We start from the raw sequence: 19,190 nt of genomic DNA, 5'->3' as shown, positions 1-19,190 counted from the left end.
GATGCATTCTTTATCGGCGCTTGGGTGAAAGGAGGAGGGGCGAAATCTCCCACGGTCTGTACTGCGTCAACAGTCAGAATCGAGCCTTGTCCCTCCTCCTCCCTTCAAGTCCTACCATACAAGCGAGCCTGCTCGCGAATGCAGGGTGTCATGCGACATCGATGTCGACTGACCCGCCCCTTCGCGAGCAGGCTCGCTCCCACAGGGTAAGGCGGTTACGCAGTGCGTTGGGCTTTGGCTTCTTCACCCAGGCACGCCGCAGCGGTAAACAGCACATCAGTCGACGAGTTCAGCGCCGTCTCTGCCGAATCCTGCAACACCCCAATAATGAAACCGACCGCCACCACCTGCATGGCAATCTCACTCGGAATGCCAAACAGGCTGCACGCCAACGGAATCAACAGCAACGAACCACCGGCCACACCCGAAGCGCCACAGGCACAAATCGCGGCGACAACGCTGAGCAGAATCGCGGTAGGAATGTCCACGGCAATACCCAATGTGTGCACGGCAGCCAGCGTCAATACGGTAATGGTGATCGCCGCACCGGCCATGTTGATGGTCGCACCCAGTGGGATCGACACCGAATAGGTGTCTTCATGCAGACCCAGACGTTTGCTCAACTCCAGATTCACCGGAATGTTCGCCGCCGAACTGCGAGTGAAGAACGCGGTAATGCCACTTTCACGCAGGCACTTGAGGGTCAGCGGGTACGGGTTGCGACGCAGCTTCCAGAACACGATCAGCGGGTTCATCACCAGCGCCACGAACAGCATGCAGCCGAGCAGCACGGCCAGCAGGTGCGCGTAACCGATCAATGCGCCGAAACCGGAGGTGGCCAGTGTCGAAGCGACCAGACCGAAAATGCCCAGCGGTGCAAAGCGAATTACCACACGCACGATCAAGGTCACGCCGTTGGACAGATCACCGAGCACTTCGCGGGTGGTGTCACCAGCATGGCGAATCGCGACGCCCATGCCGATCGCCCAGGCCAGAATGCCGATGAAGTTGGCGTTGATCAGCGCATTCACCGGGTTATCCACGACGCTCAGCAACAGGCTCTGCAACACTTCGGCAATGCCACCCGGCGCGGTCACCGCGACGTTTTCGGTGGACAGCACCAGATGCGAAGTGAACGCCATGCTGGCGATCACGGCCACCACTGCTGCGGCGAAGGTGCCCAGCAGATAGAGGAACAGAATCGGGCGGATATGGGTTTCCTGGCCGTGCTTGTGGTTGGCAATCGAGGCCATCACCAACACGAACACCAGGATCGGCGCGACGGCTTTCAACGCCGAGACGAACACTTTGCCGATGAACGCGGTGTCTTTTGCCACGTCCGGGGCAAACATCGCCAAGGCGATACCGGCAATCAGGCCGATGAGGATCTGCGCGACCAGGCTCAGGTTCTTCAGGCGTTGCAATAGAGAAGGGGATGAAGCAGTCATAGCGGCATCTCTGATTTTTTATAGGGTGCAAGGTTGCGTAAAGCGATGGCAGAAAAGGGGCAGGCCACCGCCACGAACCGAAAGTGTTGACGCGACATCAACGCCAATAAACCGGTCGTTGAACAGGCTGTACGTTTTTCAGGGCGCGGACTTTATCACAGCGTAGGCCTTATCCTTCAGGCATGTGACGATCTGCCACCGGAGCAGTCAACCAGATAGACAGGTTTGTGCAAGTCAGTCCGGACACACTCTGTTAAGATTGCGCATCCTTATTTTCAAATTCTGCCAGCGGGCCTCCGGGTCAACGCTGGTGTCGTCGTTTTGCTGGAGTTGCGCATGCTGTTGCCCATTCTTCTGTTGTCCGCTGCCGGGTTCACGGTGCTGACCACGGAATTCGTTATCGTCGGCCTGTTGCCGGCGATTGCCCGAGACCTTGAAGTCACCATCCCGCAGGCCGGGTTGCTGGTGACTCTGTTCGCCTTCACGGTGGCAATGTTCGGGCCTTTCCTGACCGCGTATTTCGCCCGCTTCGAGCGACGCAAACTGTTTATCAGCATCCTGATCATGTTTGGCCTGGCCAATACCGTGGCCGCGCTGGCACCGAATATCTGGGTAATGGCGATTGCCCGATTGATTCCGGCGCTTGGTCTGCCGGTGTTCTGGGCCTTGGCCAGCGAGACCGCCGTGGACATCGTCGGCCCGGATTTCGCCGGTCGCGCGATTGCCAAGATCGGCTTCGGCATTGTTTGCGCCACGGTGTTCGGCATTCCGGTCGGCACGCTGATTTCCGACGCCTTCGGCTGGCGCAGTGCCTTTGGCATTCTGGCGGTCATCGCTTTTGCCAAAGCCTTGCTGCTGTTTGTTTATCTGCCGAAAACCAGTCTGCATCAGCATCAGGTCAGCTTCCGCTCGCAATTCAAGATCCTGCGCAGCCCATTGATGATCGGCCATATCGTGCTGTCGATTCTGGTGTTCAGCGGCATGTTTACCGCTTACACCTATCTGGCCGACATTCTTGAGCGCCTCGCCGGGTTCAACGGCACCGTGGTCGGTTGGTGCCTGATGGCCTTCGGCGCGGTCGGGCTGATTGGCAACTCGCTGGGCGGTCGAGCGGTCGATCGCCACCCGCTGGGGGCGTCGGTGTTGTTCTGTGCGTTCATGATTTCCGGCATGGTCTCGCTGGTGCCGAACATTCACTCGCCGCTGGGGCTGGCGGTGGCGATGGGAATCTGGGGCATCACCCAGGCTGCATTGTTCCTGGTCAGTCATGTGCGCCTGATGAAAGCCGCGCCGGAAGCGCCGGCCTTTGCCGCTTCGTTGAACATCGCCGGGGCCAATCTGGGGATCGGCCTGGGCGCCATTGTTGGTGGTCGGGTCATCGACAGCGCAGGTCTGGGTTTCCTCGGCTTTGCCGCCGCCGGATTCATCTTGCTGTCGGTGTTCCTCGCCATGGTGCTGATGACGCTCAAGCCGCGCGAGATGTGCGCCGAGGCCTCATAAGGCAGTAAACAGCTCGCGTCGGGCACCTTCGGTAATCGCAACGATGCCGGGGTGCTTGACCTTGCGCTCCACCGAAATGGCATAGAACGACTCGGTCACCGCGTCAGTCTGGCCAATCAACTCGACGCCGTACTGGCGCTTCACCTCATCGGCAATCACGCTCGGGCCAATAAAAATCCCGCTGCCGGATTGGCCGAAGGCCTGCATCAACGCACTGTCATCAAACTCGCCGACGATTTGCGGCTGGATCTGCTGCTCGGCAAACCAGCGCTGCAAGCGGCTGCGCACTACGGTTTCCGCGCCGGGAATCAGCAGTGGCGCGCCGTGCAGGCTTCGCGGGAAATCCTGACCGTACCTGGCCGCCAATTCAGCAGTGGCAAAGAAGCTGATCCCGCATTCACCGAGCTTCTGGCTGTAGCCCTTGATGTCGAGGTGCGAGGGCATCGGGCTGTCGGAAATCACCAGGTCGAGGCGCTGGATCGCCAGATCGGCCAGCAAACGCTCGAGTTTGTCTTCGCGGCAGGTGATGCGCAGCGGTTCGTTCAGCTCCATCGTCGGCGCGATCAGGCGATAGACGATGGACTTGGGCACCACGTCTGCCACGCCGACGCGGAACAGAATCTGCTGTTCGTTGGGTTGCGCGCGCAGCATCAATTCCAGTTCGCCGCCCAGTTGAAACATTTGCTCGGCGTAGGGCAGGGCTTGTCTTCCGGCCTCGGTCAATTCGAGTTGCCGGCCAACCCGTCTGAATAGCTCGATGCCGTAAGTCTGTTCAAGCAAAGAAATCTGTCCGCTGATGGTCTGCGGGGTCAGGTTCAGCTGCTCGCAGGCGCGCACGATGCTGCCGGTCTTGGCTACGACCCAGAAGTAATGCAGTTGTCGGTAATTGAGCATGACGTTCTACAGTTCGTGAAAACCGAAGTATAGCCGCTAAAAATACGAATTTTCCTGAAGTGTTCATCTCCCTAGAATGCCCAGCCATCGACGGCCGGTCTGTGAGCCTGTCTGTTCATTCGAAGGAAACCTTATGAAATATACAATCCCAGCATTGATGTTTACGTCTTTACTGCTTCTGGCCGGTTGCGATCAGGCTGAAAAAAGCGCCCAGCAACTGATGGGCAAAGCCGCTGAAAGCGCCAAGCAAGCGATTGACGACACGCATAAAGCTGCCGAGCAGGCACTCAGCGATGCCACCGGCGGGTTGATCGAGAAAAAAGAAGTACCGGAAAAAGACACGGAAAAATCCGAATCTTCCTCCAAGACCATCTAATTCGTCTTACACAGAGTCAGGACTGACCCATGGAATATCTGTTACAGCTCGCCGCCAGCCCCACCGCTTGGGTAGCTTTGGCCACATTGGTGGTGATGGAAATCGTGCTCGGCATCGATAACCTGATCTTTATCTCGATCCTGACCAACAAGCTGCCTAAGCAATATCAGCAGAAGGCGCGCCGCATCGGTATTGGCATGGCGTTGATCCTGCGTCTGGCGCTGTTGAGCACCATCGCCTTCATCGTGCAACTGACTGCGCCGGTGATCGAAATCCTGGGTCAGGCCTTCTCCTGGAAGGACATGATCCTGATTGCCGGTGGTCTGTTCCTGGTCTGGAAAGCCACGACCGAGATCCATCACAGCATGGACCCGGCACCGGAAGATCCGAAGTCGGCGACCTCGACGGTTACCCTCGGTTTCGCTGCCGCTATTGGCCAGATCCTGATGCTCGACATGGTGTTCTCGATCGACAGCATCATTACCGCGGTCGGCATGACCGAACACTTGCCGATCATGATCATCGCGGTAGTGGTGTCGGTACTGGTGATGTTGTTTGCTGCTGAGCCGCTGGCGAAATTCATCAACGACAACCCAACGGTGGTGATGCTGGCCCTGGGCTTCCTGATCATGATCGGTATGACCTTGATCGCTGAAGGCTTCGGTGCCCATGTACCGAAAGGTTATGTGTATGCGGCGATGGCGTTCTCGGCAGCGATTGAAGTGCTGAACATGATGTCTCGTCGGGCGAGGCAGAAGAAGCTGGCTGAGCAGGCGTAACCGCTGAAAGTACAAAAACCGCCTGAACTCTTAGAGGTCAGGCGGTTTTTTTTTGATTCAAGATTTGCAGTGTGGAATAGAACCAGCCCCTCACCCCAGCCCTCTCCCAAGGGAGAGGGAGCCGATCTGCGTGGTTTTTAAACCTGAGTTCGGCTCGATATTTCACGTCGATGTACTTCTCAATAGCGACTCGGTAAGTCCCCTCTCCCTCCGGGAGAGGGCTAGGGTGAGGGGCTTTTGCTTTTAAAGTTTGGCCTCAATGCGCAGCTGCGTGACGCGGGCTGTGCTTCTCGGTTTTCTCAACCGCAACAGGCTGAACCGGATGGTGATGGTGGCGCCGCGAAATCCGCAGCACCCCCCACAACATGGCAGCGGCCACGGCCAGCCAGCCGGCAATCAACATTACGATGGTCATGGTCAGGCTCATCAGTGCCTCCTCTTCGCCCTGCATCGGGCGCACACTTTTTCAATTCGCTCTGTTTCAGTGACAGTCTAGACAATGGGGTGTTTCAGACTATTGACCAAAGGTCGATTGCGACCAATCAGTTTGCTCTATGCAATCGATGTGTCTGCCGCTTAAGGCTATACCGCAGCCTGACGCGGCTCTATGATCGCAGGCGTTGCCGGAACACGATGACCGGCGTCTGAACAGAGAGTGACGATGGTGCAGGTATTTTCTCGAATTCGTGCGGCACTGCTGGTGGCGGGTTGTGCGGCCGTGTTGGCCGGGTGTGCAGGCACTGTGGCGCCCGAGGTCAAGCGTCTGCCGGAACGGGTCGAACTCAGCGGCACGTTCTATCGCGGCGAAGCCAATCAGAGTGGGCCGCAAGTGCTGGCCAGCCTGTTGTCGCAGCAGGGCATCGTGATTACCCCGGGGCTGCTCGAGAAACCATTGCACCTGCCGGGTGCCGAAGACAAATTGCAGCAGAATCTGCAAAACCTTGCCCGCGAGTACGGCATGGTGGTGTATCCGCTGGACAGCAATTTGCCCGCGCTGTTGACCCAAGTGGCGGCGGGTTATCCGGTGATGGTGCGCTTCAGCGAGGGCTCGGCGTTCTGGGCCGAGCCGCGTTACGCGATCCTGTCCGGCTACGACCGCAACAAACAGAAGGTCTTGCTGCGTGCCGGGATGAACCGTCGCGAACTGATGAGTTTCAGTTCCTTTGAGTCGGCACTGGAGAAATCCGGTGGCTGGGCCGTGCTGATTCAGAAACCGTCGCAGATCCCGGCAGCCATTGACCGTCAGCGCTGGCTCAAAGCGGCCGATGAACTGGCTCAGGCCGGTCAGGAAAATGAAGCGGCGCAGGCTCGCAAGGCGTTGGCCGCACACTGAGGTTTCCGTTCGTCATCTGCCGGGCACGACGACGCCCGGCAAGCCTCCTATTTATACATCCCGTGTTTTGCGGGTGAATCAGGAGGCGATATGAAAGATTCCCCAGCAGCGAAAGGCCCGCATTCCTCCGAGCATTCCTCGGGAGGTGATTTGGGTTTCGATCCGGACTCGCCCGATCTTGATGATCCGCAGGTCGATCCTGTCGGCCCCGCCAAAGCGCCTCTCGACGTCGAGCCCGGCGAGGATGCCAAGAAGCCGGCCAAGCCTTATGACCCGTTAGCCAATCTGAAACCTTGATGCGAGGTGCGTATGAGTACCGATTCAAGCTTCGATGACCAAAAACCGGATAGCGTGCCCACTACACCAGAACCAGAGGTTGATCCAGTGCTCAATCCGGACAGCCCGCTGCGTGATCCGTTGGCCCGGCCCAATATCATGACCCCGGAGCCTTCGCGGGACCGGAGTGCGGGCGATGGCATCCCTGATGACGACCAGATGCCGCTGCCCAATGACTGATTCACGGATGAAAAAAAGCCCCGAAGGTTCGGGGCTTTTTCTTGTGCGACGGGTTATTTGGAGGCCTCCACCACGCCGCTCTGGCGCGATTTGAGGTTTTTCTGCGCCTTGTATTGCTGAGCCACAGCAGGGACATTGGCGCTTCGGCCGGTTTCCACCCAGCTGCGGATGCGGCTGGCATCGGCAAAATGGGTGTACTTGCCAAACGCGTCGAGAATCACCAATGCGACCGGGCGATTGCCCATTTTTGTCACCAGAACCAGGCAATGCCCGGCGGGGTTGGTGAAGCCGGTTTTAGTGATCTTGATGTCCCAGTCGGCTTTATTGACCAAGTGATCGGTGTTTCGGAAACCCAAGGTGTAATTGGGTTTACGGAACGACACGGTTTTTTCCTTGGTAGTGGTGAGTTCACTGAGGAGCGGATACTTGTGCGCGGCCACCAGCAGCTTGCTCAGGTCGCGGGCAGTGGAAACGTTACGCTCGGACAGGCCTGTCGGCTCGACAAAGTGCGTACTGGTCATGCCCAGTGCCTTGGCCTTGGCGTTCATCGCCGCAATAAAGGCCGCGTAACCTCCCGGATAGTGGTGCGCGAGGCTGGCGGCCGCGCGGTTCTCCGAAGACATCAAGGCGATCAGCAGCATCTCGCGACGCGGCAGTTCACTCTTGAGTTTGACTCGGGAGAACACACCGCGCATTTCCGGTGTGTTACTGATATCGACATTGATCCATTCGTCCATGTTCTGCCGGGCTTCAACCACTACCAGTCCGGTCATCAACTTGCTGACAGAAGCGATCGGCACGATCACGTCAGGGTTGCTGGAGTAGATGACTTTGTTGGTCTGCATATCCATGAGCAGGGCGCTGCCGGAGGCGATCTTCAGGCTCGAAGCGTCACGTGGGGCAGCGGTGGTTTCCGCAGCGTTGATCGTTGGCGTGATGAAAGTGCCTGAAACTGCAAAAAACAGGCTCAGAATCGAAAGACGAATTTTCACGCGGGCGAACTCATAAAAGTTGGATATTCCGTTAGTTTGTAACGGGTTATTTCTTCAAAGCGTCGCATTCTAGGAGTATGGCTGAAGATCTGTCGATGGTTGTTTGAGTGACCTGAAAATCTCGTGAAAAGGCCTGTAAAAAGAGGGGTTTCCGGCGAACGGTTACAGTTTTTTCTCAGGCATGAAAAAACCCGCACGAGGCGGGTTTTTCTTAGTGCTGAAAGTACCACTCACGCGTGCAGGGTTTCTGCCGCATAAAGAGTGTTTTCCAGCAGGCAAGCACGGGTCATCGGACCGACGCCACCCGGTACCGGGGTGATCCAGCCGGCGCGGGGCAGGGCGGTTTCGTAGACAACGTCACCGACCAGTTTGCCGTCGTCCTGACGGTTGATGCCGACGTCGATCACGATCGCGCCTTCCTTGATCCACTCGCCTTTGACCAGGCCCGGCTTGCCGGCGGCCACCACCACCAGATCGGCACGACCGACGTGGCCGGCCAGATCCTTGGTGAAACGGTGGGTCACGGTCACGGTGCAGCCGGCCAGCAACAGTTCCATCGCCATCGGGCGACCGACGATGTTGGAGGCGCCGACGACCACTGCGTCCATGCCATAAAGATCAGCGCCGGTGCTTTCCAGCAGCGTCATGATGCCTTTAGGCGTGCATGGACGCAGCAGCGGAATGCGCTGGGCCAGACGACCGACGTTATAAGGATGGAAGCCGTCGACGTCTTTGTCCGGGCGGATGCGCTCCAGCAGTTTGGAGGCGTCCAGGTGCTCGGGCAGCGGCAACTGAAGCAGGATGCCGTCGATTGCAGGGTCGTCATTGAGGCGATCGATCAGATCGGTCAACGCGTCTTGCGTGGTGTCGGAGGGCAGGTCGTAGGCTTGAGAGAGGAAGCCGACCTCTTCACAGTCTTTACGCTTGTGCGAGACATAAACCTGAGAGGCAGGATCGCTGCCGACCAGGATCACCGCGAGGCCGGGAGTGCGCAGGCCTTGCTGGCGACGCTCGGCAACTCGTTGGGCGATCTGCTGGCGCAGGCTGGCGGCGATCGATTTGCCGTCGATTAGTTGTGCAGTCATTGCGCGTGATTAACCATCGAGAGGGGAAAAAATGAGAACGCATTCTCGCATGTCGAGCGGTGAGGGCAAAGGCGCTTGGTCAGCAAATTCCTCTAACTCCTTTAATTAAATGAATTTTTTTCAAAAAGGATTTGACGACCTTCGGAGCGCTCTATACTATTCGTCGCACTTGTCGGGCACAGCCTAGCACTGGTTAAGAAGGTGAAGCGGAATCAAGGTTCTGCGACACTGGAAAGCACTTAGTTTGTAGTCCTTTAAGAGTACAGATTAATAAGGCGCCCGTAGCTCAGCTGGATAGAGCATCCGCCTTCTAAGCGGATGGTCGCAGGTTCGAGTCCTGCCGGGTGCGCCATTAGGCAGCTTTGGCACAAGTAACGCGATATGGTGGGCGTAGCTCAGTTGGTAGAGCACGGGATTGTGACTCCCGTTGTCGTGGGTTCGATCCCCATCGTCCACCCCATATTTCGAAAGGCGCCAGATGTAACAGTCTGGCGCCTTTGCTTTAAAGCTTCACCTGCGGATGTGGTGGAATTGGTAGACACACTGGATTTAGGTTCCAGCGCCGCGAGGCGTAAGAGTTCGAGTCTCTTCATCCGCACCAATTAAAGCTTCATTCATGTCTTCGGGCTGGTGAGGTTTCAACAAAGAAGTTGTTTGGCTTTTTTGTTACGCAATATGGTGGGCGTAGCTCAGTTGGTAGAGCACGGGATTGTGACTCCCGTTGTCGTGGGTTCGATCCCCATCGTCCACCCCATATTTCGAAAGGCGCCAGATTTAACAGTCTGGCGCCTTTTTTGTTTTGCGGTTTTGAAAACCGGCATGGCCGGTTTCGGGACGCAGGAGTAGGGCGCTTCGTCGTATTTATGTTGCTCGATGATGCTGCACCGCTCGCCGGGCTTGCTTGCAAGAACGGCCGTCAGGGAGTGATCGGCAGTCTCTTCTATATATAGAAGCGGTTGGCGCAGAGCCCTGGCGTGATTGGTTGTATTCGCCTGTGGGGCGCGCTGCATTGGTGTGGCGGTCCCGATAAAATGCCTGCTGTTTTTTTACCCGTTTTCAGTAGGGTGACTTCTTGAGTTTGACCCACTAGAATGCATGCCCTTGATTCTGGGGTCGGAAACGGCCGGCTAACGTCTGTGCAACGAGGAATATCCATGCAAGTTTCTGTTGAAAATACTACTGCTCTCGAGCGCCGCATGAGCGTCACCGTGCCGGCAGAGCGCATCGAGACTCAGGTCAACAAGCGTCTGCAGCAGACCGCCCAAAAGGCCAAGATTGCTGGCTTCCGTCCAGGCAAAGTGCCAATGAGCGAAATCAAGCGCCGTTTCGGTGCTGATGCTCGTCAGGAAGCTGTAGGCGACGTGATCCAGTCCTCCTTCTACGAAGCTGTGGTTGAGCAGAAGCTGAACCCTGCTGGTTCGCCTTCGATCGAGCCTAAGTCGCTCGAAGCTGGCAAGGATCTGGAATACGTTGCTGTGTTCGAAGTGTTCCCAGAGTTCACCGTTGCCGGTTTCGACGGCATCACCGTTGAGCGCCTGAGCGCTGACGTGGCTGACGCTGATCTGGACAAAATGCTCGACATCCTGCGCAAGCAGAACACCCGTTTTGAAGTGGCCGATCGCGCTGCCCAGAACGAAGACCAACTGAACATCGATTTCGTTGGCAAGGTTGACGGCGAAGTATTCGCTGGCGGCTCCGCCAAAGGCACTCAGTTGGTGCTGGGTTCCGGCCGCATGATTCCTGGCTTCGAAGAAGGCCTGGTTGGCGCTAAAGCCGGTGAAGAGCGCGTTCTGAACCTGACCTTCCCAGAGGACTATCAGAACCTGGACCTGGCTGGCAAAACCGCTGAGTTCACCGTAACTGTCAACACTGTTTCCGAGCCTAAGCTGCCAGAGCTGAACGAAGAATTCTTCGCTCAATTCGGCATCAAGGAAAGCGGCATCGACGGCTTCCGCACTGAAGTTCGCAAGAACATGGAGCGTGAACTGCGTCAGGCGATCAAATCCAAGGTCAAGAATCAGGTAATGGACGGTCTGCTGGCCACCAACCCGATCGAAGTGCCTAAGGCTCTGCTGTCCAACGAAGTTGACCGTCTGCGCGTGCAGGCTGTTCAGCAGTTCGGCGGTAACATCAAGCCTGATCAACTGCCGGCCGAGCTGTTCGAAGAGCAAGCCAAGCGCCGCGTTGTGCTGGGTCTGATCGTTGCTGAAGTGGTCAAGCAATTCGACCTGAAGCCTGACGACGCTCGCGTCCGCGAAATGATTCAGGAAATGGCTTCCGCTTACCAGGAGCCTGAGCAGGTTGTGTCGTGGTACTACAAAAACGAGCAGCAGCTGAACGAAGTGCGTTCGGTTGTGCTGGAAGAGCAAGTTGTGGATACTGTTCTGCAGAAAGCTAGTGTGACCGACAAAGCGGTCTCTTACGAAGAAGCAGTCAAGCCGGTAGAAGCTCCAACAGCCGACTGATTGGTTTTGCGTTAAGAAGTACACACCATAAGCCAGCTCTCGAGCTGGCTTATGCGTATTCAAGACATAACTATTTGGGAGCGACTGCAGAGCATGTTCCGTAATTCTTATATTCAGCAGAACTCTGATATCCAGGCCGCCGGCGGCCTGGTCCCGATGGTTGTCGAGCAATCTGCTCGTGGCGAACGCGCCTATGACATCTATTCGCGCCTGCTCAAGGAGCGAGTGATCTTTCTGGTTGGTCCGGTAGAGGACTACATGGCCAACCTGATCTGCGCGCAACTGCTGTTCCTTGAAGCGGAAAACCCGGACAAGGACATCCATCTCTACATCAACTCCCCGGGCGGTTCGGTGACAGCGGGCATGTCGATCTACGACACCATGCAGTTCATCAAGCCGAACGTGTCGACCACCTGCATCGGTCAGGCCTGCAGCATGGGCGCATTCCTGCTGACCGCAGGTGCCCCGGGCAAGCGTTTCTGCCTGCCGAACTCGCGCGTGATGATTCACCAGCCACTGGGCGGTTTCCAGGGCCAGGCGTCGGACATCGAAATCCACGCCAAGGAAATCCTCTTCATTCGCGAGCGTCTGAACACGCTGATGGCCAAGCACAGCGGCCGTACTCTGGAAGAAATCGAGCGCGATACCAATCGCGACAACTTCATGAGTGCAGAAGCTGCGAAGGAATATGGCCTGATCGACGAAGTGATCAACCAGCGCCCAGCTTAAAATAAGCAGCTCAAAATAGGCTTGGTCGGCTTGTCTGATCAGCGGCGGGCTTGAAAAAGCCCGCAATAGCCTTCATCTTGTGTTGCAAGCCTATCGGATTTGGATCGAACGAATGACTGACACCCGCAACGGCGAGGACAACGGCAAGCTGCTCTATTGCTCCTTCTGTGGCAAAAGCCAGCATGAAGTGCGCAAATTGATTGCCGGCCCCTCGGTCTTTATCTGCGACGAGTGCGTCGACCTGTGCAATGACATCATCCGTGAGGAGGTGCAGGAAGCCCAGGCCGAAAGCAGCGCGCATAAATTGCCTTCGCCTAAAGAAATCAGCGGCATCCTTGACCAGTACGTCATTGGTCAGGAGCGTGCGAAAAAGGTTCTGGCCGTAGCGGTGTACAACCACTACAAGCGCCTGAACCAGCGTGACAAAAAGGCTGACGACGTCGAACTCGGCAAGAGCAACATCCTGCTGATCGGCCCGACAGGCTCCGGTAAGACCCTGCTGGCCGAAACACTGGCCCGCTTGCTGAACGTTCCGTTCACCATTGCCGACGCAACCACCCTCACCGAGGCGGGTTACGTGGGTGAAGATGTCGAGAACATCATTCAGAAGCTGCTGCAGAAGTGCGATTACGACGTAGAGAAGGCCCAGATGGGTATTGTCTACATCGACGAAATCGACAAGATTTCCCGCAAGTCCGACAACCCGTCGATTACCCGGGATGTTTCCGGTGAAGGCGTGCAACAGGCCTTGCTCAAGTTGATCGAAGGCACGGTCGCTTCCGTACCGCCGCAAGGTGGCCGCAAGCATCCGCAGCAGGAATTCCTGCAGGTCGACACCCGTAACATCCTGTTCATCTGCGGTGGTGCGTTCTCTGGTCTGGAAAAGGTTATTCAAAACCGTTCCACCAAGGGCGGCATCGGCTTCAACGCAGAAGTGCGCAGCAAGGAAGAAGGCAAGAAAGTCGGTGAATCCCTGCGTGAAGTCGAGCCTGACGATCTGGTCAAGTTCGGTCTGATCCCGGAATTCGTCGGTCGTCTGCCGGTCCTCGCGACGCTGGACGAGCTCGACGAGGCTGCGTTGATGCAGATCCTCACCGAGCCGAAAAATGCTCTGACCAAACAGTATGCCAAGCTGTTCGAGATGGAAGGCGTGGATCTGGAGTTCCGTACAGACGCGCTCAAATCGGTCGCCAAACGTGCACTGGAGCGTAAAACCGGTGCCCGTGGCCTGCGTTCGATTCTCGAAGGTGTACTGCTCGACACGATGTATGAGATCCCCTCGCAGTCCGAGGTGAGCAAAGTTGTGATCGATGAAAGCGTGATCGAAGGCAAGTCCAAGCCACTGTATATTTACGAAAACAGTGAGCCGACGGCCAAGGCAGCGCCGGACGCGTAAGCGTCCAGTCTGCTGGAATAAAGAAGGGGCCTTCGGGCCTCTTTTTTTTTATGTCATTTATTACATCCGCTTTGCGCTTGTTTTTTTTCAAGGCAGCCCCCATCTTGGTTTCAAGCTCAATTCCATCTGATTACGGCCATATGGCCGCCGTAGAGGCGAAATCATGAAGACAACCATCGAATTGCCTCTCCTGCCATTGCGTGATGTCGTGGTTTATCCGCACATGGTTATCCCGCTGTTCGTGGGGCGCGAGAAATCCATCGAAGCCCTCGAGGCCGCGATGGCGGGCGACAAGCAGATCCTGCTGCTGGCCCAGAGAAACCCGGCTGACGACGATCCCGGTGAAGACGCTCTCTATCGCGTAGGTACCATCGCCACTGTTCTACAGCTTCTGAAGCTGCCTGACGGCACCGTAAAGGTTCTGGTCGAGGGTGAGCAGCGTGGCACCGTCGAACGCTTCAGCGAAGTCGACGGCCACTGCCGTGCTGAAGTCTCGCTGATTGAAGAAGTCGACGCTGCCGAGCGCGAATCCGAAGTGTTCGTGCGCACACTGCTGTCGCAGTTCGAACAATATGTACAGCTGGGCAAGAAGGTCCCGGCTGAAGTCCTGTCTTCGCTCAACAGCATCGATGAGCCGGGTCGTCTGGTCGACACCATGGCGGCGCACATGGCGCTGAAAATCGAGCAGAAGCAGGAAATCCTCGAAATCATCGACCTGTCGGCCCGTGTTGAGCACGTTCTGGCGTTGCTGGATGCCGAGATTGATCTGCTGCAAGTCGAAAAACGCATTCGTGGCCGTGTCAAAAAGCAAATGGAGCGCAGTCAGCGCGAGTACTACCTGAATGAGCAGATGAAGGCCATTCAGAAAGAGCTCGGTGACAGCGACGAAGGCCACAACGAAATCGAAGACCTGAAAAAGCGTATCGACGCTGCCGGTCTGCCGAAAGACGCGTTGGCCAAAGCCACTGCCGAGCTGAACAAGCTCAAGCAAATGTCGCCGATGTCCGCTGAGGCCACCGTGGTGCGCTCGTACATCGACTGGCTGGTGCAGGTGCCGTGGAAGGCTCAGAGCAAGGTACGCCTGGACCTGGCGCGCGCAGAAGACATTCTCGATGCCGATCACTACGGTCTCGAAGAGGTCAAGGAACGTATCCTTGAATACCTCGCCGTACAAAAACGCGTGAAGAAAATCCGTGGCCCGGTGTTGTGCCTGGTCGGTCCTCCGGGCGTGGGTAAAACCTCGCTGGCCGAGTCGATCGCCCACGCTACCAACCGTAAATTCGTGCGCATGGCCCTCGGTGGCGTGCGTGATGAAGCGGAAATTCGTGGTCACCGCCGGACTTACATCGGTTCGATGCCGGGAAGATTGATTCAAAAGATGACAAAGGTGGGCGTTCGCAACCCGCTGTTCCTGCTCGATGAAATCGACAAAATGGGCAGCGATATGCGTGGCGATCCGGCATCGGCGTTGCTGGAAGTGCTCGATCCAGAGCAGAACCACAATTTCAACGACCATTATCTGGAAGTCGATTACGACCTTTCGGATGTGATGTTCCTGTGCACCTCGAACTCGATGAACATCCCGCCGGCGCTGCTCGACCGGATGGAAGTCATCCGTCTGCCGGGCTACACCGAAGACGAGAAGATCAACATCGCCGTCAAATACCTCTCGCCAAAACAGATCGCCGCTAACGGTCTGAAAAAGGGCGAGCTGGAATTCGACGCTGAAGCGATCCGCGACATCATCCGTTACTACACCCGTGAAGCCGGTGTGCGTGGCCTCGAACGGCAGATCGCCAAGGTCTGCCGCAAGGCCGTCAAAGAGCACGCGCTGGAAAAACGCTTCTCGGTGAAAGTGACAGCTGACTTGCTGGAACACTTCCTCGGTGTGCGCAAATTCCGCTACGGTCTGGCCGAACAACAGGATCAGATCGGTCAGGTGACCGGCCTTGCCTGGACTCAGGTTGGTGGTGAATTGCTGACCATCGAAGCCGCTGTTGTGCCGGGCAAAGGGCAATTGATCAAGACCGGTTCGCTGGGCGACGTGATGGTCGAATCGATCACTGCCGCGCTAACCGTGGTCCGCAGTCGTGCCAAGAGCCTGGGCATTCCCCTGGACTTCCACGAGAAGCGCGACACGCACATCCACATGCCGGAAGGGGCGACCCCGAAGGACGGCCCTAGCGCCGGTGTAGGCATGTGCACGGCGCTGGTGTCGGCATTGACCGGCATTCCGGTGCGCGCCGATGTCGCCATGACCGGCGAAATCACGCTGCGTGGTCAAGTGCTGGCGATTGGCGGTCTGAAGGAAAAACTGCTGGCGGCTCACCGCGGCGGAATCAAGATTGTGATTATTCCGGAAGAGAACGTGCGTGATCTGAAGGAGATTCCTGACAATATCAAGCAGGATCTGCAGATTAAACCGGTTAAATGGATTGACGAGGTCCTGCAAATTGCGCTGCAATACGCGCCGGAGCCCTTGCCGGATGTGGCTCCGGAGATAGTTGCCAAGGACGAAAAACGTGAGTCTGACTCTAAGGAAAGAATTAGCACGCATTAATACGCTTTTGCCTGGGGGGCTTCCTTGACAGTTTTTTAGAGCCCTTGTTATAAAGCGGCTCTTAAGTGTCTGTAGGCCATTCAGCACTCGTTTTTGCTTTCACCAAAAAACTTAGAATCATCTCAAAATAGATATAAGGGGACTTAGAGTGAACAAGTCGGAACTGATTGATGCTATCGCTGCATCCGCTGATATCCCGAAAGCTGCTGCTGGCCGTGCGCTGGACGCTGTAATCGAATCCGTCACTGGCGCTCTGAAGGCTGGCGACTCCGTTGTTCTGGTTGGTTTCGGTACTTTCTCCGTGACGGATCGTCCGGCTCGTACCGGTCGTAACCCGCAGACCGGCAAGACTCTGGAAATCCCGGCTGCCAAGAAGCCAGGTTTCAAAGCCGGTAAAGCACTGAAAGAAGCTGTTAACTAAGTTTTCAGGTTTTTACCCATCCGGGTCGGGGTCATGCCTGACTTGGCAGCGGAGCGGTAGAGCAGGTAGCTGAAACAGTTGCCTGTAACGCCGGGATCGAGGGTTCGAGCCCTGTCCGCTCCGCCAGTTACGAGAAGGCGCATCCTCGGATGCGCCTTTCTTCTATCCGGATTCTACCCACGCTCCACGGTTGCCTAATTTTGAAGTTCAACCGTTTCTGGGGGACGCATGCTGCAGAATATCAGGGACAATTCACAAGGCTGGATTGCCAAGACCATTATCGGGGTCATCGTTGCACTGATGGCTCTGACCGGTTTCGACGCCATTTTCCAGGCCACGACTCACAAGAATGAGGCGGCCAAGGTCAACGGTGATGAAATCAGCCAGAACGAGCTGAGCCAGGCCGTTGATATGCAACGCCGTCAGCTGATGCAACAGCTGGGCAAAGACTTCGATGCTTCCTTGCTCGACGAAAAAATGCTCCGCGAATCGGCCCTCAAGGGTCTGATTGATCGCAAGCTGCTGCTGCAAGGCGCCGAACAAGCGAAATTCGCTTTCTCCGAAGGCGCACTGGACCAAGTGATCCTGCAGACACCTGAATTCCAGGTGGACGGCAAGTTCAGCTCCGAGCGTTTCGATCAGGTAATCCGTCAACTGGGTTACAGCCGTATGCAATTTCGCCAGATGCTGGCTCAGGAAATGCTGATCGGCCAACTGCGTGCCGGTGTGGCGGGCAGCGGTTTCGTCACCGACGCTGAAGTGCTGGCATTTGCCCGTCTGGAAAAACAGACCCGCGATTTCGCCACCCTGAACGTCAAGGCTGACCCGGCTGCGGTCAAACTGACCGACGACGAGGTCAAGGCTTACTACGACGAACACGCCAAGGAGTTCATGACTCCGGACCAAGTGATCATCGATTACGTAGAGCTGAAGAAGTCTTCGTTCTTCGATCAGGTTGCCGTGAAAGACGAAGACCTGCAGGCGGCGTATCAGAAAGAGATCGCCAACCTGTCGGAACAGCGTCGTGCCGCGCATATTCTGATCGAAGTGAACGACAAGACCACCGAGGCTCAGGCCAAAGCGAAGATCGACGAAGTCCAGGCGCGTCTGGCCAAGGGCGAGAAGTTCGAAGCGCTGGCCAAAGAGTTCTCGCAGGACCCGGGTTCGGCCAATAACGGCGGTGACCTCGGTTACGCAGGCCCGGGCGTTTACGACCCGGCGTTCGAAAAAGCCTTGTACTCCCTGTCGAAAGACCAGGTGTCCGAGCCGATTCGTACTGACTTCGGTTACCACTTGATCAAGCTGTTGGGTGTCGAAGCGCCTGAAGTGCCGACCTTGGCCAGCCTGAAAGACAAGCTGACCCGCGAGCTGAAAGCCGCGCAGGTCGAGCAGCGCTTCGTCGAGGCAACCAAGCAACTGGAAGACTCGGCGTTCGAAGCGTCTGACCTGGCTCAGCCAGCGGCGGATCTGAAGCTGACCGTGCACACCTCCAAGCCATTCGGCCGTGAAGGTGGCGAAGGTGTTGCGGCCAACCGTGCCGTGGTTACTGCTGCGTTCAGTACCGAAGTGATCGACGAGGGTGCCAATAGCACCGCCATCGAGCTGGATCCGGAAACCGTGATCGTGCTGCGCTCCAAGGAACACCTGAAGCCTGCGCAACTGCCGCTGGAAAGCGTGAATGCGGCGATCCGCACTCAGTTGACCAAAGAGCATGCCAGCGCGGCTGCCAAGACCAAGGCCGAGAAGCTGATTGCTGATCTGCGTGACGGCAAGGCTCCTCTGGACAAAGCGGTTGAGGGTCAGAACTGGAAAACCACTGAAGCGGCCACCCGTGGTCAGGAAGGTGTTGATCCGGCGGTGCTGCAAGCGTTGTTCCGTATGCCGAAGCCGGCTGCCAAGGACAAGCCGACGTTCACCAGCGTGACGTTGGCGGATGGCAGTCTGATGATCGTGCGTCTGAATGGCGTTAACGAAGCGGCTGCACCGACGGATGAAGAGAAGGTTCAGTACCGTCGTTTCCTTGCTTCGCGTGAGGGGCAGCAGGACTTTGCGGCGTATCGCAAGCAGTTGGAAGCTCAGGCTGAGATCAAGCGGTTTTGATGTCTGATTGAGCTGTTATGTGAAAGCCCCGGCCTGTATAGGTCGGGGCTTTTTTTTGGGCGTTGGGTCGTGGCGGCCTTTGGGCCGACCATGTTCTTGGGGTTTTGGATGAATATCCGTTGCTGCGGGTGCTGCCGCTGGCGGTTTCGCCCTTACGGCGAGGCACTTTTTCCAGACGCCGAAAAAGTACCCAAAAAGGCTTGTCCCAACGTTCGGCCCGCTCGCTAAAGCTCGGGGTTCCTTCGCTCCGGGATTCATCCGGGGGGCATCGCCTACGGTTTGCTTCGCTGCACCTCCTCTCGATGTGTTCGACTTCGTCGAACGGTCGCTGCGCTCCCACCCCCGGATAAATCCCTCCACTCAGCCTGCCGACGGGACCGGTGGATCAAGATCAAAAGCTGCAGCCGAGCTAACGCTCATCCTGTTGAGTGGGGCGGCTTTGCCGCGTGGGCCGCACACAAATTAAACCTGTGGGAGATTCTATGGTTGAGGGGAAGCCCTCAACTGACTTTTGCCTGATATTCGCTTTGCCCTTTCAGCAAGGCGAATACCACCCGAGCAAGTTTGCGAGCCAGCATCACCAACGCCTGCGTGGT

17 protein-coding genes, 4 tRNA genes and 1 pseudogene are annotated in these 19,190 nt (G+C 56.9%); 16 read left to right on the top strand and 6 right to left on the bottom strand.

The window, feature by feature from the left end:
• Positions 1–215: 215 nt before the first annotated feature.
• A complete protein-coding gene (gene sstT / locus CKW17_RS29180) occupies positions 216–1,448 on the bottom strand; it encodes a serine/threonine transporter SstT (protein ID WP_095123388.1) in 1,233 nt (410 codons plus the stop codon).
• A 336-nt stretch (positions 1,449–1,784) separates the two neighbouring features.
• Between sstT and CKW17_RS29175 the strand changes: the two genes are divergently transcribed.
• Complete coding sequence (locus CKW17_RS29175; protein WP_095123386.1) at positions 1,785–2,948, top strand: MFS transporter; 1,164 nt, start codon at positions 1,785–1,787, stop codon at positions 2,946–2,948.
• On the opposite strand, the gene nhaR is transcribed toward CKW17_RS29175, so the two are convergent.
• Entirely contained in the window at positions 2,943–3,842 is a 900-nt protein-coding gene (gene nhaR, locus CKW17_RS29170; protein ID WP_016986874.1) for a transcriptional activator NhaR, read from the bottom strand. The two genes, CKW17_RS29175 and nhaR, sit on opposite strands and share 6 nt — an antisense overlap.
• Positions 3,843–3,975: 133 nt before the next feature.
• Here nhaR and CKW17_RS29165 point away from each other — a divergent pair, with 133 nt between their 5' ends.
• Together CKW17_RS29165 and CKW17_RS29160 are read left to right on the top strand one after the other, a co-directional pair.
• Positions 3,976–4,218, top strand: coding sequence for a hypothetical protein (locus tag CKW17_RS29165; RefSeq protein WP_095123384.1), 243 nt, complete (start codon positions 3,976–3,978; stop codon positions 4,216–4,218).
• Between the two features lie 29 nt (positions 4,219–4,247).
• On the top strand, positions 4,248–4,997 hold the full coding sequence (locus CKW17_RS29160; RefSeq protein WP_007917342.1) for a TerC family protein: 750 nt from the start codon (positions 4,248–4,250) through the stop codon (positions 4,995–4,997).
• A 256-nt stretch (positions 4,998–5,253) separates the two neighbouring features.
• On the opposite strand, the gene CKW17_RS30460 is transcribed toward CKW17_RS29160, so the two are convergent.
• Complete coding sequence (locus CKW17_RS30460) at positions 5,254–5,424, bottom strand: hypothetical protein (RefSeq protein WP_176470137.1); 171 nt, start codon at positions 5,422–5,424, stop codon at positions 5,254–5,256.
• Between the two features lie 234 nt (positions 5,425–5,658).
• Between CKW17_RS30460 and CKW17_RS29150 the strand changes: the two genes are divergently transcribed.
• From CKW17_RS29150 to CKW17_RS29140, 3 genes are all read left to right on the top strand, one after another.
• Positions 5,659–6,330 (top strand): peptidase C39 family protein, encoded by a 672-nt coding sequence (locus CKW17_RS29150; protein ID WP_095123380.1) that lies wholly within the window; start codon positions 5,659–5,661, stop codon positions 6,328–6,330.
• Between the two features lie 90 nt (positions 6,331–6,420).
• Positions 6,421–6,627 carry a DUF6021 family protein gene (locus CKW17_RS29145; RefSeq protein ID WP_095123378.1) on the top strand — a complete coding sequence of 69 codons (207 nt, stop codon included), beginning with the start codon at positions 6,421–6,423 and terminating at the stop codon, positions 6,625–6,627.
• A gap of 12 nt (positions 6,628–6,639) precedes the next feature.
• A complete protein-coding gene (locus CKW17_RS29140) occupies positions 6,640–6,846 on the top strand; it encodes a hypothetical protein (protein ID WP_095123376.1) in 207 nt (68 codons plus the stop codon).
• A 53-nt stretch (positions 6,847–6,899) separates the two neighbouring features.
• Here CKW17_RS29140 and pbpG read toward each other — a convergent pair whose 3' ends face one another.
• Positions 6,900–7,838, bottom strand: a complete 939-nt coding sequence (gene pbpG / locus CKW17_RS29135) for a D-alanyl-D-alanine endopeptidase (protein ID WP_095123374.1) — start codon at positions 7,836–7,838, stop codon at positions 6,900–6,902.
• A gap of 230 nt (positions 7,839–8,068) precedes the next feature.
• On the bottom strand, positions 8,069–8,923 hold the full coding sequence (gene folD, locus CKW17_RS29130; protein WP_038362797.1) for a bifunctional methylenetetrahydrofolate dehydrogenase/methenyltetrahydrofolate cyclohydrolase FolD: 855 nt from the start codon (positions 8,921–8,923) through the stop codon (positions 8,069–8,071).
• Positions 8,924–9,198: 275 nt separating this feature from the next.
• Between folD and CKW17_RS29125 the strand changes: the two genes are divergently transcribed.
• The 10 genes from CKW17_RS29125 to CKW17_RS29080 all read left to right on the top strand — a co-directional run bounded on the left by CKW17_RS29125 (position 9,199) and on the right by CKW17_RS29080 (position 18,594).
• Positions 9,199–9,275: transfer RNA gene (locus CKW17_RS29125), tRNA-Arg, on the top strand.
• 32 nt (positions 9,276–9,307) lie between these two features.
• Positions 9,308–9,383 (top strand) — tRNA-His (locus CKW17_RS29120).
• 56 nt (positions 9,384–9,439) lie between these two features.
• Positions 9,440–9,524: transfer RNA gene (locus CKW17_RS29115), tRNA-Leu, on the top strand.
• A gap of 77 nt (positions 9,525–9,601) precedes the next feature.
• Positions 9,602–9,677 (top strand) — tRNA-His (locus CKW17_RS29110).
• Between the two features lie 400 nt (positions 9,678–10,077).
• Positions 10,078–11,388 carry a trigger factor gene (gene tig, locus CKW17_RS29105; RefSeq protein WP_016986883.1) on the top strand — a complete coding sequence of 437 codons (1,311 nt, stop codon included), beginning with the start codon at positions 10,078–10,080 and terminating at the stop codon, positions 11,386–11,388.
• Between the two features lie 93 nt (positions 11,389–11,481).
• Positions 11,482–12,117, top strand: a complete 636-nt coding sequence (gene clpP / locus CKW17_RS29100; protein WP_007951559.1) for an ATP-dependent Clp endopeptidase proteolytic subunit ClpP — start codon at positions 11,482–11,484, stop codon at positions 12,115–12,117.
• 112 nt (positions 12,118–12,229) lie between these two features.
• Positions 12,230–13,513, top strand: coding sequence for an ATP-dependent Clp protease ATP-binding subunit ClpX (gene clpX / locus CKW17_RS29095; protein WP_003223632.1), 1,284 nt, complete (start codon positions 12,230–12,232; stop codon positions 13,511–13,513).
• Positions 13,514–13,676: 163 nt separating this feature from the next.
• Complete coding sequence (gene lon, locus CKW17_RS29090) at positions 13,677–16,073, top strand: endopeptidase La (protein ID WP_095123372.1); 2,397 nt, start codon at positions 13,677–13,679, stop codon at positions 16,071–16,073.
• Between the two features lie 148 nt (positions 16,074–16,221).
• Positions 16,222–16,494 (top strand): HU family DNA-binding protein, encoded by a 273-nt coding sequence (locus tag CKW17_RS29085; RefSeq protein WP_003183171.1) that lies wholly within the window; start codon positions 16,222–16,224, stop codon positions 16,492–16,494.
• 228 nt (positions 16,495–16,722) lie between these two features.
• Complete coding sequence (locus CKW17_RS29080; RefSeq protein ID WP_095123370.1) at positions 16,723–18,594, top strand: SurA N-terminal domain-containing protein; 1,872 nt, start codon at positions 16,723–16,725, stop codon at positions 18,592–18,594.
• A 500-nt stretch (positions 18,595–19,094) separates the two neighbouring features.
• Here the strand turns inward: CKW17_RS29080 and CKW17_RS30650 are convergent.
• Positions 19,095–19,190: pseudogene (locus tag CKW17_RS30650) on the bottom strand (IS110 family transposase); the annotation flags it as partial.

It is taken from the genome of Pseudomonas sp. Irchel s3f10 (assembly GCF_900187515.1).
Taxonomy (GTDB): Bacteria; Pseudomonadota; Gammaproteobacteria; order Pseudomonadales; family Pseudomonadaceae; genus Aquipseudomonas; species Aquipseudomonas tensinigenes.
The sequence above is the reverse complement of the archived record's forward strand: the minus strand, read 5'-3'. Positions and strand labels throughout refer to the sequence as shown.

Bases quoted from the DNA above. Each gene is read 5' to 3' on its own strand.
- CKW17_RS29080 (WP_095123370.1), top strand. From the start codon at position 16,723: ATGCTGCAGAATATCAGGGACAATTCACAAGGCTGGATTGCCAAGACC.
- CKW17_RS29150 (WP_095123380.1), top strand. From the start codon at position 5,659: ATGGTGCAGGTATTTTCTCGAATTCGTGCGGCACTGCTGGTGGCGGGT.
- lon (WP_095123372.1), top strand. From the start codon at position 13,677: ATGAAGACAACCATCGAATTGCCTCTCCTGCCATTGCGTGATGTCGTG.
- CKW17_RS29160 (WP_007917342.1), top strand. From the start codon at position 4,248: ATGGAATATCTGTTACAGCTCGCCGCCAGCCCCACCGCTTGGGTAGCT.
- CKW17_RS29140 (WP_095123376.1), top strand. From the start codon at position 6,640: ATGAGTACCGATTCAAGCTTCGATGACCAAAAACCGGATAGCGTGCCC.
- clpP (WP_007951559.1), top strand. From the start codon at position 11,482: ATGTTCCGTAATTCTTATATTCAGCAGAACTCTGATATCCAGGCCGCC.
- tig (WP_016986883.1), top strand. From the start codon at position 10,078: ATGCAAGTTTCTGTTGAAAATACTACTGCTCTCGAGCGCCGCATGAGC.
- nhaR (WP_016986874.1), bottom strand. From the start codon at position 3,842: ATGCTCAATTACCGACAACTGCATTACTTCTGGGTCGTAGCCAAGACC.
- CKW17_RS29165 (WP_095123384.1), top strand. From the start codon at position 3,976: ATGAAATATACAATCCCAGCATTGATGTTTACGTCTTTACTGCTTCTG.
- CKW17_RS29175 (WP_095123386.1), top strand. From the start codon at position 1,785: ATGCTGTTGCCCATTCTTCTGTTGTCCGCTGCCGGGTTCACGGTGCTG.
- CKW17_RS30460 (WP_176470137.1), bottom strand. From the start codon at position 5,424: ATGAGCCTGACCATGACCATCGTAATGTTGATTGCCGGCTGGCTGGCC.
- clpX (WP_003223632.1), top strand. From the start codon at position 12,230: ATGACTGACACCCGCAACGGCGAGGACAACGGCAAGCTGCTCTATTGC.
- CKW17_RS29145 (WP_095123378.1), top strand. From the start codon at position 6,421: ATGAAAGATTCCCCAGCAGCGAAAGGCCCGCATTCCTCCGAGCATTCC.
- sstT (WP_095123388.1), bottom strand. From the start codon at position 1,448: ATGACTGCTTCATCCCCTTCTCTATTGCAACGCCTGAAGAACCTGAGC.
- folD (WP_038362797.1), bottom strand. From the start codon at position 8,923: ATGACTGCACAACTAATCGACGGCAAATCGATCGCCGCCAGCCTGCGC.